Source organism: Campylobacter felis (assembly GCF_030250085.1).
Taxonomy (GTDB): domain Bacteria; phylum Campylobacterota; class Campylobacteria; order Campylobacterales; family Campylobacteraceae; genus Campylobacter_D; species Campylobacter_D upsaliensis.
In genome coordinates, this window is sequence record NZ_JANURX010000004.1 from 51418 (window position 1) to 64788 (window position 13371).

Consider the following 13371-nt stretch of genomic DNA (forward strand, 5'->3'; position numbering starts at 1 on the left):
TAGATTTTCAAAACCCTTTTTATATCGCAAAATGCAATTTTTACATCACTTATAAAACAAGGATTATACTCAATAAACTTTAAAAAGATTTTAACAAATATTTGTTTCTTATCGTTAAATTTAAAGGCAAAAAATGAATTTTTTTTCCACTCCTAATTGTTTGCATAAAATTGAAGTGCTTTTTCGTAATCTTCTTTTGTATCTATGCCCATACTTTGCGTTGAAATTTCAAGCATTTTGATTTTTTTGCCATTTTCTAAAGCTCTTAGTTGTTCTAACTTTTCAGCTTTTTCTAAGTTTGAATTTTCAAAGGTGCAAAATTCCCTTAAAGCCTTTACGCTATAAGCATAAATTCCTAAATGCCCCTTAAAATCCTCTTTATAACTTTCCCTCTCAAAAGGAATTTTTGCTCTTGAAAAATAGAGTGCAAAGCCAAATTTATCACATAAAACTTTCACTAAATTGGGGTCTTTTGCTTGTTCTTGGCTAATTTTCTTAAAGCAACTTGTCATAAAAGCTTCTTTGTCTAAATAAGTTTCGCTAAATTCTTTAAATTGTTTTAAATTTTCTATCTCAATGAAAGGTTCATCTGCTTGGACATTGATGATAATTGCTTCATCTTTGAGCTTTAAAATTTGACAAGCTTCATTGATTCTATCTGTTCCACTTTCGTGATTTTGGTTTGTTAAAACTGCTTTAAAGCCGTGATTTTGAGCGATTTTAAGCACTTTTTCATCATCGAGCGCTATGCAAACTTCATCGACCAAAGAAGCCCTTTTTGCCGTAGCGATAAACATAGGCACACCGCCTATATTGCAAAGAATTTTTTCCTTAAAACGCGTTGATTTTAATCTCGCTGGTATTATAATCATTGTTTTATCCACCTTAAAATTTCTTGTTCGATTTCTTGACTTTCTATGCCTTGCACTTTTTCTTCTCGGTGCTTAAAAAGTTCTAAAATTTCCGGTTTTATTTCCACTTTAAATTCTTTAGCAATATATTTCATATCTTCTTTTTCATCACTGCATTGTCTTTTGTAAAGCGCCTTTATCATACTTGGGGTAAATTTGCTCCACTCAGCCGTTGAGACAATGATTTGCGTTTTATTTTGATTTAAGAGTTTAAAACAAGTTGCCGTGTGAGGGTCGATGAGAGTTTTTGAATTTTTGATAAATTTCATACACTCTTCATCTGTGCAAAAATCCGCCTCAAAATCTTCTCTCAAGCTTTCAAATTCATTTTGCTTTAATTTAAAATAATGTTGATTTTTAAGTGAAGTTATCAATTCTTTTGTTCTTTTATCTTTAAATTTGTCAAAAAGTAGGCGTTCTATATTTGAAGAGATTAAAATATCCATAGCGGGAGAAATGGTTTTTATAAGCTTTTTGCCCCTTAAGTCATAAATTCCTTCATTAAAAAATTCGCTCAAAATTTTGTTTTCATTAGAGGCGATTTTGATTTTATCAATTTTTGCACCCATTTTTTTGGCAAAATATGCTCCTAAAGCATTACCGAAATTTCCACTAGGCACGATGATGTCAAGCTCTTTATTAATTTGAACGGCAGCATAGTAATGATAAATGATTTGAAATAAAATGCGTCCAAAATTAACAGAATTTGCAGCACAAAGCTGATAGTCTTTTAAATTCTTTTTAAAATCTTGCTTTACAAGTAAATTTTTAAGTGTTTTTTGTGCTTCGTCAAAATCTCCATTGAGGGCAAAAACCTTCAAGTTTTTAGCCTTCATCGTTCTCATTTGTAAAGCTTGAACTAGGCTCGTTCCATCTTTTGGATACATACAAGCGACCTTAATGTTTGGGGCATTTTCGAAGCTTTTTAGAGTCGCTGGACCCGTATCGCCACTTGTCGCACATAAAATTAAAATTTTTTCATCTTTGCAAAATTCACTAAGAAGCACTCCAAAAGGTTGTAAAGCCATATCCTTAAAAGCGCGTGTAGGTCCGTGGTAAAGCTCGTTAATATAGAGTTTTTCGTTTATTTTTCGCAGAGTAATAGGGCAGTTTTTATCGTCAAATTTATCATAGCTTTTTAAGGCTTTTTTAAAAATTTCTTCGTAGCCAAATTCAAAGCTTTTAATAAGCTCTAAGGCAAAATCTTTATAGGATAAATTTTTATAAGCATAGCCATTAAAATTTGGCAAAGAAGCAGGAGTATAAAGCCCACCTTGCGGGGTGCTTGGGTGTATTAAAGCCTCTTTAAAATCCATGCTAAAATTTGCATTTTGACTTTCAATTAATTGCATTAAAACTCCTCACATAAGCTTTTAAATGTTCTTTAAAATTTTGGCTTAATTCTACATTTAATTCTATAATTTCACACTTAAAGCCAAAATCTTTAACTTTAACATAATCTTTAAGAGTTAGCATTAATGTGTGGCAATGATGTTTTTTAAGTAAATTTTCAAGCTCCTCTTTTGTAAAATGATGATGATCGTTAAAAAAATAGCAAGCTCTAGCCTTATCAAAATGCTCATTGAGTCTATAAGGCTTGGCAATCGCTGTAACCAAAATGGCTTTAACATTTTCTTTTACAAAAGAATAGCGGTAAAATTCCTCTCCCTCTCTCGCTATAAAATCTGCCTTTTTTTTAAAATAAAGAGGCAGTCTATAAGCTCCACTTGGTAAGGTAAAATTAAAATAAGGCAGAGGCTTACCTTCGACTAAAATGTCAAATTTTTTAATGTGAAATTTAGAAAAAGCATCATCAAGTAAAATAACTTTCGCACCAAGTTTTAAAGCTTCTTTAATGCCCTTAATTCTATCTTTGCTAACAATCACCCCCTCAATACTCTCACAAAAGGCATATTCCATAGCTTCATCTCCGCTTTGAGCGACTTCGCAAAAGATGTTATTTTGATGTTTGACAAGCATTAAGCCTTTGCTTTTTCTCTTATAGCCTCTAAGCACGATGAAAACGCCTTTAAATTCTCTCGAAATAGCTTTACAAAGTGGGGTTTTGCCATTGCCCCCAAAGCTTAAATTTCCTACGCTAATAATAGGTATGTTAAAGTCGATTTTAGAGCGGAATTTTGAATTTAAAGTGGCTATAAAAGCATAGAGAAAACTTAAAGGTAAAAGTGCAAAAGCAAGGCATTTTTGAAATAAAGAGGGGCTGAAAAAATAACGCTCAAGCCAATTCATCAAAACTCATCTAAGCATAAAATAGGAGGCATCACTCTTTTAAAGGCATTTTGCTTAGTGCGTTTTTGCAGCATAGAAATTAAGCGAGGGTTTAGTTTGGAAATTTGCAAGGTGTCATTTTTTTCTAAAGCTCTTAATCCCTCATCAATTAAAGCGTAAGAAAAGCCCAAATCCTCTTCATCGCTTTGATTTTCCCACAAGTCAGCTGAAGGGGCTTTTTGTAAAAAATTTGTATCTAAGTTAAGATATTTTGCAAGAGTATAAATTTCGCTTTTATAAAGCCCACCTATGGGATTAAACGCACAGGCTAAATCTCCATAAATGGTGCCATATCCAAGCATTAATTCGCTTTTGTTTGAAGTGCCAACGACAAGATAATTTTTAAGAGCAGAATAATCATAAAGCAAACTCATTCTTATCCTTGCGGCGTAGTTTCCTGTGCGAATTTGATTTGTCATTTCGCTTTCTTTTAAAAAGGCTTGTAGAATTGTTTCTATATTAATGATTTTGTATCTTAAATTTAAGTCTTCACAAAGCTTTAAGGCGTCTTTTAAATTTGCCTTGTTTGAGTGTTGTGTTGGCATTAAAAGGGCGAAAACTTCATCTTTTAATGCTTTTTTGCATAGGGTCGCTACTAAGGCAGAGTCTATACCTCCACTAAGCCCCAAAATAACGCCTTTTGCTTTTGCATTTGCGACTCTTTCTTGGATAAAATGCTGGATTTTAGTTAAAATTTTTTCGCAATCCATCTTAAATAAATAGAGAATTTACGCTTTCATTATGATAAACGCGGCGTATTACTTCTGCGAAAATGGGTGCTACGCTTAAGACTTTAATTTTTTCGTGTTCTTTTTTTAAGGGAATGGTATCTGTGATGACAAGCTCATCTAGGTCGCCTTTGGCGATTCTCTCATAAGCTTCACCGCTTAAAACAGCGTGAGTGCAACAAGCCATAACAGAATTTGCTCCTTTTTCTTTTAAGGCTTTTGCAGCTTTGACTATGGTGCCAGCCGTGTCGATAATATCATCAACCAAAACAACATCTTTGCCATTAACATCACCTATGATATTCATCACTTCGCTTTCATTTGCCTTTTCGCGTCTTTTATCTACGATGATGATGTCAAGCCCTAGTTTTTTAGCCACACTTCTGGCTCTTGCGATACCGCCTATATCAGGGCTTCCTACTACGGTATTTTTAAAATGCTTAGATTTAATATAATCGTTAAAAACTATGCTTCCATAAAGATTATCTACGGGGATATTGAAAAAGCCTTGAATTTGTCCAGCGTGTAGGTCGATAGTAGCAACTCTATCAATCCCTGCAGTTTCGATTAAATCCGCCACAAGTTTAGCACTTATAGGCACTCTAGGATTTGCTTTTCTATCTTGTCTTGCATAGCCAAAATAAGGAATAATCGCCGTAATAGAATTTGCACTTGAGCGACGCAAGGCGTCTGTTAAAATGAGAAGTTCCATTAAATTATCATTTGCTGGAGCACAGGTGCTTTGTATGATAAAAACATCTTTTCCACGCACACTTTCATCGATTTGAACGCTAATTTCTCCATCGCTAAAACGCTTTACGCCCGCATCGCTTAAAGGTAGGGATAAATACTTAGAAATTTGCTTGGCAAATTCCAAATTTGCTGAACCTGAAAAAATTTTATAACCACGCATAATTAACCTTATTGGAATATTTAGGGCTTAATTTTATATTAATAAGTTTAAAATTTAGCTAAAAAGCCCATAAAATTTAATGGGCGTAAGCAGTTTTCTTTGCATAATAACGCACAAGCATAGAGAGAGAAAAGCAAATGACAAAATAAATTCCCGCCACAAAGCCTATGATGGCTAAAATTTCTTCAAAGCTTTTAAGATTAGCTAAGATGGTTTTAGATTTATAGGTAAGCTCTGCTATGCCAAGCCCTGCTAGATAAGCTGTATCTTTTATGGTTGTGATGATTTGGGAGAGCATTGAGGGGACGACGCGTCTAAAGGTTTGAGGTAAAATAATGTAAAAAAGCGTAAAAAATTTACCAAATCCTTGAGAATATGCCGCCTCAAACTGCCCTTTTGGTATAGAATTTAAGCCCCCACGTATAATCTCAGCCATAACCGAGCTAGTATAGAGTGAAAAACCTATAGTTCCCCAAAAAGCTTGAGGAAATTGCCCAAAAAATACAGGCAAAACAAAACAAGCCGCCAACATCCAAAGCAAAAGAGGGGTATTTCTAAAAATGTCAATATAGGCACTTGCCAAAAAGCGACTAAAACGATCGCCATAATTTTTTGTGATAGCTAAAAAAGTGCCAAAAAGTATAGAAATCACACAAGTCGCAAGGGCAATTTTAAGCGTAAGGGCTAAACCCTGCATTAAAAAATTGATATTTTGAGCGTTAAAAACTTCGTTCATTTTTACCTCGCTAGATGAGCTTTTTTAAGCTTTTCTTCATAAAATTTTGCAAAATATGCCAAAGGATAACATACAATAAAATATAAAAATGCCGCAAAAATATACGCGGGTGCATAGTTTCCATAATCAGCCGCATAGCTATCTGCTGTGCTCATAAGCTCCACACCACCCACAATTAAAAGCACAGAAGTGTTTTTGATGAGATTTATCATTTGATTACTCATAGGAGGAAGAATAATTTTGATTGTTTGTGGCACGATGATATAACGCATTTGCTGCGTGTAAGTAAAGCCTTGTGAGGCGGAGGCTTCAAATTGCCCTTTTGGAACGGCTAAAATTCCACTTCTTACAACTTCGCTTACATAAGCACCGTGGTAAGCTCCTATGCCCAAAACACCTATTGTAAAAAGATCTAAATTTATTCCTAAATGTGGCAAACCATAATATAAAAAGAAAATTTGTATAACTAAAGGAGTATTTTGAAAAATTTCTACATAAATTCTAGTGTAAGCCCTAAGCACGGCTATTTTGCTTGTCGCCATAACGCCACCTATGGTGCCAAAAACAACTGCTATCAATAAAGCCAAAACACTTACTTGCAGTGTATAGATAAAACCATCCATAAAAGTTTGTGTTTGCTCTAGTGTGTCTAGGAATTTCCATAGGGCAAAAGGACTTATGCTTTCCTCATCATAAAGTCCAAGGGAGTTAAAAAACTCCCTTAGCCAAGCTACAAAGCCTACACTATCATTCATATTATAAGCCCCATTTTTTCGCTAAGTCGTCTATTTGTGCTTTGTTTTGTCCTACAAATTTGTCAATAAAAGCGGCAAATTCTACATCATCTTTTTTGCTCACAATACCATAATCTTGCGGTTCGAAAGAATCTGGCAAAATTTCGCTTTTTTCATCAACATAACCTAGCAAAATAGACTTATCCACAGAGAATACATCAACTCTTTTAGCATCAAGAGCTGCTTTTATGCTGGGATAATCTGGGAATTCACTAAAACTTACACTTACTCCGGCTTTTTTTGCTGCTTCGCCTATGACTCTTTTGGTTGTGGCAGCTTGTGCTACTCCTATTTTAGCACCTTTCATATCAGCCAAAGACTTATAGCCTTTTTCTTTTAAGACTAACAAACCGATAGCATCTTGGTAATAAGGCTGAGAAAAATTATAAATTTTCTTTCTTTCAGGCGTGATTGTAAAAGTGGCAATGACTACATCTAAAGTGCCATTGTCAAGTAGAGGTCCTCTTGTTTTGGCACTAACAGCGACAAGTTTGATTTTGTTTTCATCGCCTAAAATTTCCTTAGCTAATTTTTTAGCAACATCGATTTCAAAACCTTTAATTTCGCCTGTTTTTTGGTCAAGTAAAGCATAATGTGGGACATCATTTTTAACGCCCACGACTAAAGTGCCTTTAGCCTTAATGTCTTCTAATTTTCCAGCATTTGCTGAAGTGAAAGCAAGAGCTGCTCCTAAGGCAAGAGTTGCCAACTTAAGTAAAGAATTTCTTAAAACCATTTTTTCTCCTTTCAAATTTGGTTTAATGTTGCAAAATTTTCCCTAAAAAGAGTTTGGCTCTTTCTGTTTTGGGATTTTTAAAAAATTCGGCAGGGATATTTTCCTCGACTATGGCACCATCTTCCATAAAGATAATGCGATCTGCCACTTCCCTCGCAAAGCCCATTTCGTGGGTTACCACAACCATAGTTGTATTACTTTGATGAGAAATTTCTTTCATTACATCTAAAACTTCTTGTATGGTTTCAGGATCAAGTGCTGAGGTTGGCTCGTCAAATAAAATATAAGGCTTTTTCGTGCAAAGACTTCTTGCTATGGCAACTCTTTGCTGCTGTCCTCCTGAAAGTGTGGCAGGATAAACCTTAGCCTTATCGACAAGTCCTACTACTTTAAGATAATGATATGCTGTTTCCTCCGCTTCTTTTCTGCTCTTTTTTTGCAATTTCATCGGAGCAAGGGTTAAATTTTCTAAAACGCTCATATGTGGATAAAGGTTAAAATGCTGAAAAACCATAGCACAATATTTTCTGCAAATCTCAGTTTTATTTTTGTGCGTTAAAACGAGATTATTAACAATGACTTCGCCAGAGCTTACCTCTTCAAGTCCGTTCATACAGCGTATCGTTGTGCTTTTGCCACTTCCACTTGGTCCTATAATGACAAGTTTTTCGCCCTCTTTTATGGTAAGATTAATATCTTTTAAAACATGATGTTTGCCATAATATTTATTAACATTTTTTAATTCAATCAAGTTTTTCCTTTTTGAAACATTTACTTAAGAAATTCTAATATTTTTCTTTACAAAAAAAGCTGAATTTGGTAACTTTAAATTTTACAATGTAACTTTTTGAAACAAATTTAAAAATTAAATTTTTTCATAATAAGTCCCTCTAGCAGAAAAGACTTTTTTAAAATAAACATTTTCTGGGATCAAATCCGCACTTCCTATATAAAGCCTACCTTCATCGCTTAAGAGACTATAAAAGCGTTCTAAAAGCTTAAGTTTGGAGTCGTAATCAAAATAAATAATCATATTTCTTGACATAATAATATCAAATTTTCCAAGCTGCATAAAAGCATTATCAAAAACATTGCAAAGAGTGAATTTGCAGGGGCAAAGCTCACTTTTGTTGATGGTATAAATTCCATTGTCTTCTTTGAAAAATTTTCTTTTTTCGTGCTCACTTAAATTTTGTAAGGTTCTGCCTTGATATTTTCCAAGCTTTGCTTTTTCTATCACTTTGGAATTAATATCCACGCCCACCACATACATATCTTTAATGCAATGTTGCGCTCCTAGCATCGCTATAGAATACACTTCCTCCCCACTACTGCAAGGCACACTTAAAACGCTCGTTCTTTTATCTAAACTTTTAATGTAAAAAGCGATGTCTTTAAGTTGTGCCAATTCCCTATGAAAATATGTTTCCCCTATGGTAACAAAGTCTAAGGTTTCCTGCCTTAGAATTCTATTGACTTTAATTTTTGCTAAAAATTCAGCAAAATTTTTAATTTTCATAGTTTGAAGAAAGCTTGGGAGTTTTAATGATAGGGTTGTTTTTTTATCTTGTATATCCATACCGCTAAGTTCATTGATGATTTTGATAAATTCATTAAGCTCTAGGTCGCTAAAATGTATTTTTTCTTCTTTGTTTATTTGCATTAATCTTCCTCTATGAAGCGAGTAATTTCGCTTTTGATTTCTTTTAAGCTCATCGGTCTTAGGTTAGGATTTAAATCCTTTGCCCTTTTTGGCATACCATAAACGATACTATCTGTTTCATTTTCGCATAGACACCTTACTCCGGCTTTATAAAGCTCGAGTAGTCCTTTGGCTCCATCATCTCCCATTCCTGTTAATACAACGGCTAGAATTTTATTAGTTTTGGCTAAATCTACGGCTGAGCGGAAGAGCAAATCAACACTAGGTTTAAAGGCGCTTTCAACATCTTGCCATAAAGCGACTAGGGAGAGATTTCCTGTAAGGATAGTATTTTTTTTACAAATGTAAATTTTATTCCCCAAAAGTTCCTTGTCTTCAAGCAAACAAACTTCACTGACACTTTCTTCGTTAAATTTATTGACAAAAGAGGATAGGTAATTGCTACTCATATGTTGAGCGATTACGACGCAAGTGTTTTTGATGTTTAAATCTTTTAGTAAAAACTTAAGTTGATTTGGTCCCCCTGTCGAAGAACCTATAAGAAGAAGTTTCATCTCTTTCCTTAATAATTTAAAGGATTAATTCTAACATAGAAAATTTAAAATTTGGTAGAAAAGCCCTAATCATTTTAGGGCTTTAAGCTTACTCGACTTCAGCGTCGATGACATCATCATCTTTTTTCTTTGTATCTGCACCCTCATCTTTTTTATACATATTTTCGGCTAATTTATGAGAGACTTCGCTTAAAGCTTTCATCTTGCTTTCAATTTCCTCTTTACTTGCATTTTCATTTTTAAGCGTCTCGCGTAAATCATCAAGAGCTTTTTGGATATTAGCTTTATCTTCCTCCGCCACTTTTTCGCCAAGTTCATTAAGGGATTTTTCTACTTGATGTGCTAAAGAATCAGCTTGATTTCTCATTTCTACCGCTTCTTTACGTTTTTTATCCTCTTCTTTGTGAAGTTCGGCGTCTTTAACCATATTATTAATTTCTTCTTCACTTAAGCCACTTGAGCCTGTGATTTTAATTTCTTGCGCCTTACCTGTAGCCTTATCTTTTGCCGAAACGGTTAAAATTCCATTAGCGTCAATGTCAAAAGTAACTTCGATTTGAGGCATACCGCGTGGAGCCGGTGGAATTCCTTCAAGATTGAAATTTCCTAAGCTTTTATTATCGCGGCTAAATTCCCTCTCACCTTGCAAGACATTGATGGTAACGGCATTTTGATTATCCTCTGCTGTGGAGAAAACCTGTTCTTTTTTAGTTGGTATGGTTGTGCCTTTTTCGATGATTTTAGTCATCACACCACCAAGTGTTTCTATGCCTAAAGAAAGAGGTGTTACATCAAGCAAAAGCACATCTTTAACATCGCCTTTAATAACCGCACCTTGAATTGCTGCTCCTATGGCTACGACTTCATCAGGATTGACTGATTTATTTAAATCTTTACCAAAGGCTTTTTTCACTTCATCTTGCACCAAAGGCACACGCGTAGAGCCACCGACCATAACGATTTCTTTGATTTCATCTTTTTTAAGCCCTGCATCGCTAACGACTTCATTAATTTTAGTGATGGTTTCGCTAACGAGTTTTTCTATCATACTTTCAAATTTAGCTCTTGTGATTTTTTTCACTAAATGCTTAGGACCTGAGGCGTCTGCTGTGATGAAAGGTAAGTTTATCTCTGTTTCATTAGCCGAGCTTAGTTCTTTTTTAGCGTTTTCTGCCGCTTCTTTAAGGCGTTGTAAAGCCATCACATCATTTTTTAAATCAATGCCATTTTCGCTTTTAAATTCCTCCGCTAAAAAGTCGATGAGCTTATTATCAAAATCATCGCCCCCTAAAAAGGCATTACCACCTGTAGCTAAAACTTCTACGACATTATCCCCAGTTTCAAGCACGGTAACATCAAAAGTCCCTCCACCTAAATCATACACGACAATCTTTTCACTATCTTTTTTATCAAGCCCGTAAGCTAAAGCTGCTGAGGTAGGCTCGTTGATAATCCTTAGCACATTAAGCCCTGCTATTGTCCCTGCTTCTTTTGTTGCCTTTCTTTGAGCATCATTAAAATACGCAGGCACGGTAATGACCGCATCCACCACCGCTTCACCTAAAAAGGCTTCTGCATCTTCTTTAAGCTTCATCAAAACCTTAGCTGAAATTTCTTGCGGAGTGTAAATTTTACCAGCGATTTCAATCGCGCACGCCCCATTTCTTTCGGTAATGTGATAAGGCAGACGATTTTTTGCTTCTTTAGCTGCGTCCTCATTTATCATTAAACCCATAATTCTTTTAATAGAATAAATTGTTTTTTCAGGGTTTGTTACCGCTTGACGCTTAGCACTATCACCGACTAAAACTTCGCCTTTATCGGTAAAGGCAACGACCGAAGGAGTAGTATTTTTACCCTCTTTATTAGGGATAACTTTACTTTCCCCTCTCTCATACACAGCGACACAAGAATTTGTCGTTCCTAAATCTATACCTATAACTTTTGCCATTTTTTATCCTTTTAATTAAATTTATTTTGCAACACTAACTTTTGTAGGGCGTATTACTCTTTCACCAAGTTTATAACCCTTTTGAAGCACCTGCACCACAGCTCCGCTTTGATGTTCGGCACTTTCTATATGAAACATAGCTTCGTGTAAATTTGGATCAAACTCACAAGCCGCCTCTATCTCTTTAACTCCGTGCTTTTCAAGCTTTTTCAAAAATAAATCTAAAGTATTTTGCACTCCTTCTTTGATTTTTAAACTTACTTCATCATTTGCTTCGACTTTAACCGCCGCTTCTAAAGCATCTAAAACATCTAGCAAATCTTTAGCAAAACCTTCGTTTGCATAAGCCATAGCGTTGATTTTTTCTTTTTCAAGACGCTTTTTGATGTTTTCAAATTCGGCATTTGCTCTTAAATATTGGTCTTTTAAAGCGTTGTATTCTGCTTCATAGTCTTTTTCTTCCGTTTCGTTTTCAAGCTCTTCTTTTGCTTGTTCTTCTATTTTTTCTTCTTCGCTCACGCTACCTCCTTGATTTGTTTTAGGATTTTTTTATAATTGGTATAAACACTGCCAGCGACGATAAGATTGGCTTGTTTTCCTAAAAAATTTGTATCGATTTTAAGCCCCATAAAGCCTTCTTTAAATAAAGGCTCAAACTGCAAATTTTCACTAAAATAGTGATGAATCTCACAGTCTAAAAGCTTAACAAATTCATCGTTTTGATAAATTTGATAAGCTTTTTTTTCGTTTGTTCTATAACAAGTTAAACTTTTTTTAAGAGTGGAAATTTTTTTTACCAACTCATAAAAATGCACTTTTATGGCTATATTTTCTATATCAAAAATATTAAGCCCTACAAGACTTTTAAGAAAACCATAGCTTTCTTTTTGATACTTTAAAGCTAACTCATTTGCTCCAAAATCCAAAACAATAAAGCGGTCATTTAAGTTACAAATTTCTTTTAAAATCAATTCACGCCCCTCATAAGCAAGGCAATAAATTTCAAATTCCTCACTCAAAGTGCGTAAAAAATCCGTATTTTTTATTTGCAATTCCTCGCTAATATTTAGCTCATTTTGCCAATAAGTTTGCATTGTTTTTACAGCTGGAATGCGACCGCTACTGATATGAATTTGAGTGATTAAGCCCTCATCACTTAGTCTTTTAAGATAAACTCTTATTGTCGAAGCGGGAATGCAAAGATTTGAATTGAGTTCGTTTGAACCTATGGGCGTATTATCTAACAAATAGGCTTCAATAATGGACTCAAGTATCAAGTCTCTTTTACTTTGGCTTCTCATCGCTTTTATCCTTTAAATTAGCACTCTTATTTTTGATTGCTAAGAGTATTATATAACATTTAGTGTTATTTTGTCAAGTATAATATAAAAAAAATTATTTAATTTAATTTAGTCTATAAGACTAAAGATTAGTTAGTCAAAATATATAAAGATTTAAAATTTAAGTAAGCAAATCTTTAAAAGCATTAAAGCCACTGGGATTGTGGCATTTTTCATCAAGTATATTTAAAAATTCTTTTCTGCTGATATTTTTTGCTCCCATAAATTCTAAGTGCTTATTATGCACTTGGCAGTCGATTAAAAAATCATAAGGTTCCAAAAGCTGACAAAGTTTTATCATAGCGATTTTAGAAGCGTTTTTTCTAAGACTTACCATACTTTCTCCAAAAAACATTTTGCCGATAATTAGTCCATAAATACCGCCAACAAGCTCATTTCCTTCATAAAGTTCGAGGCTGTGTGCATAGCCTCTTTTAAAAAGATTATGATAAATTTGTATAAATTCCTCATCGATCCAGCTTCTAACTCTTGCATTTTTACAAAGTGTGATTAAGCTTAAAAAATCGAAATCCAGTCTTATCTCATAAAGATTTAGAGCTTTTTTCATATTTTTTTGAATATGAATTTGGTAAGGTTCTAGCACACATCTAGGATCGGGACACCACCAATTAACAGGCTTAGTCGTCCAAGGAAAAAGCCCTGCCATATAAGCTTTTAGGAGAAATTCTTCTTCAAGCTTAGGACTTAAAAAAACAGGAGCGTCTTTGGGAGCATTTAAAAGTTCGTTAAGCAAAT

The 13371-nt window shown here is 34.4% G+C and carries 15 protein-coding genes; all 15 read right to left on the reverse strand.

Annotated elements, in window-relative coordinates:
• Positions 1-152 precede the first annotated feature (152 nt).
• Complete coding sequence (gene kdsB / locus NYG92_RS03400) at positions 153-872, reverse strand: 3-deoxy-manno-octulosonate cytidylyltransferase (protein ID WP_289233529.1); 720 nt, start codon at positions 870-872, stop codon at positions 153-155.
• Entirely contained in the window at positions 869-2263 is a 1395-nt protein-coding gene (gene thrC, locus NYG92_RS03405) for a threonine synthase (protein WP_289233530.1), read from the reverse strand. The genes kdsB and thrC overlap by 4 nt, the downstream gene beginning before the upstream one ends.
• A complete protein-coding gene (locus NYG92_RS03410) occupies positions 2250-3161 on the reverse strand; it encodes a tetraacyldisaccharide 4'-kinase (protein ID WP_270977055.1) in 912 nt (303 codons plus the stop codon). Before NYG92_RS03410 ends, thrC begins: the two co-directional genes overlap by 14 nt.
• Complete coding sequence (locus tag NYG92_RS03415; protein WP_270977054.1) at positions 3161-3910, reverse strand: NAD+ synthase; 750 nt, start codon at positions 3908-3910, stop codon at positions 3161-3163. Before NYG92_RS03415 ends, NYG92_RS03410 begins: the two co-directional genes overlap by 1 nt.
• A 1-nt stretch (position 3911) precedes the next feature.
• Positions 3912-4841: a ribose-phosphate pyrophosphokinase gene (locus NYG92_RS03420; RefSeq protein WP_289233531.1), complete on the reverse strand. Its 930-nt coding sequence runs from the start codon at positions 4839-4841 to the stop codon at positions 3912-3914.
• A 76-nt stretch (positions 4842-4917) separates the two neighbouring features.
• Positions 4918-5577, reverse strand: coding sequence for an amino acid ABC transporter permease (locus NYG92_RS03425; protein ID WP_004274889.1), 660 nt, complete (start codon positions 5575-5577; stop codon positions 4918-4920).
• Positions 5578-5579: 2 nt separating this feature from the next.
• Positions 5580-6332, reverse strand: coding sequence for an amino acid ABC transporter permease (locus NYG92_RS03430; protein ID WP_004276970.1), 753 nt, complete (start codon positions 6330-6332; stop codon positions 5580-5582).
• Between the two features lies 1 nt (position 6333).
• Positions 6334-7107: a transporter substrate-binding domain-containing protein gene (locus tag NYG92_RS03435; protein WP_270984784.1), complete on the reverse strand. Its 774-nt coding sequence runs from the start codon at positions 7105-7107 to the stop codon at positions 6334-6336.
• 22 nt (positions 7108-7129) lie between these two features.
• Positions 7130-7858, reverse strand: a complete 729-nt coding sequence (locus NYG92_RS03440; protein ID WP_027304105.1) for an amino acid ABC transporter ATP-binding protein — start codon at positions 7856-7858, stop codon at positions 7130-7132.
• Positions 7859-7972: 114 nt separating this feature from the next.
• Positions 7973-8770, reverse strand: coding sequence for a CheR family methyltransferase (locus NYG92_RS03445; RefSeq protein ID WP_289233532.1), 798 nt, complete (start codon positions 8768-8770; stop codon positions 7973-7975).
• Entirely contained in the window at positions 8770-9324 is a 555-nt protein-coding gene (locus tag NYG92_RS03450) for a CheB methylesterase domain-containing protein (protein ID WP_289233533.1), read from the reverse strand. The genes NYG92_RS03445 and NYG92_RS03450 overlap by 1 nt, the downstream gene beginning before the upstream one ends.
• Before the next feature lie 88 nt (positions 9325-9412).
• On the reverse strand, positions 9413-11275 hold the full coding sequence (gene dnaK, locus NYG92_RS03455) for a molecular chaperone DnaK (protein ID WP_082200341.1): 1863 nt from the start codon (positions 11273-11275) through the stop codon (positions 9413-9415).
• Positions 11276-11296: 21 nt separating this feature from the next.
• Positions 11297-11794, reverse strand: a complete 498-nt coding sequence (grpE, locus tag NYG92_RS03460) for a nucleotide exchange factor GrpE (protein WP_289233534.1) — start codon at positions 11792-11794, stop codon at positions 11297-11299.
• A complete protein-coding gene (locus tag NYG92_RS03465) occupies positions 11791-12576 on the reverse strand; it encodes an HrcA family transcriptional regulator (RefSeq protein WP_289233535.1) in 786 nt (261 codons plus the stop codon). The genes grpE and NYG92_RS03465 overlap by 4 nt, the downstream gene beginning before the upstream one ends.
• A gap of 160 nt (positions 12577-12736) precedes the next feature.
• Positions 12737-13369, reverse strand: a complete 633-nt coding sequence (aat, locus tag NYG92_RS03470) for a leucyl/phenylalanyl-tRNA--protein transferase (RefSeq protein WP_027304110.1) — start codon at positions 13367-13369, stop codon at positions 12737-12739.
• Positions 13370-13371 lie beyond the last annotated feature (2 nt).

Excerpts from the sequence above, each read along its gene's own strand:
- NYG92_RS03425 (WP_004274889.1), bottom strand. The coding sequence starts at position 5,577 with ATGAACGAAGTTTTTAACGCTCAAAATATCAATTTTTTAATGCAGGGT.
- NYG92_RS03430 (WP_004276970.1), bottom strand. The coding sequence starts at position 6,332 with ATGAATGATAGTGTAGGCTTTGTAGCTTGGCTAAGGGAGTTTTTTAAC.
- NYG92_RS03410 (WP_270977055.1), bottom strand. The coding sequence starts at position 3,161 with ATGAATTGGCTTGAGCGTTATTTTTTCAGCCCCTCTTTATTTCAAAAA.
- NYG92_RS03415 (WP_270977054.1), bottom strand. The coding sequence starts at position 3,910 with ATGGATTGCGAAAAAATTTTAACTAAAATCCAGCATTTTATCCAAGAA.
- NYG92_RS03435 (WP_270984784.1), bottom strand. The coding sequence starts at position 7,107 with ATGGTTTTAAGAAATTCTTTACTTAAGTTGGCAACTCTTGCCTTAGGA.
- NYG92_RS03445 (WP_289233532.1), bottom strand. The coding sequence starts at position 8,770 with ATGCAAATAAACAAAGAAGAAAAAATACATTTTAGCGACCTAGAGCTT.
- dnaK (WP_082200341.1), bottom strand. The coding sequence starts at position 11,275 with ATGGCAAAAGTTATAGGTATAGATTTAGGAACGACAAATTCTTGTGTC.
- NYG92_RS03420 (WP_289233531.1), bottom strand. The coding sequence starts at position 4,841 with ATGCGTGGTTATAAAATTTTTTCAGGTTCAGCAAATTTGGAATTTGCC.
- kdsB (WP_289233529.1), bottom strand. The coding sequence starts at position 872 with ATGATTATAATACCAGCGAGATTAAAATCAACGCGTTTTAAGGAAAAA.
- NYG92_RS03450 (WP_289233533.1), bottom strand. The coding sequence starts at position 9,324 with ATGAAACTTCTTCTTATAGGTTCTTCGACAGGGGGACCAAATCAACTT.
- thrC (WP_289233530.1), bottom strand. The coding sequence starts at position 2,263 with ATGCAATTAATTGAAAGTCAAAATGCAAATTTTAGCATGGATTTTAAA.
- NYG92_RS03465 (WP_289233535.1), bottom strand. The coding sequence starts at position 12,576 with ATGAGAAGCCAAAGTAAAAGAGACTTGATACTTGAGTCCATTATTGAA.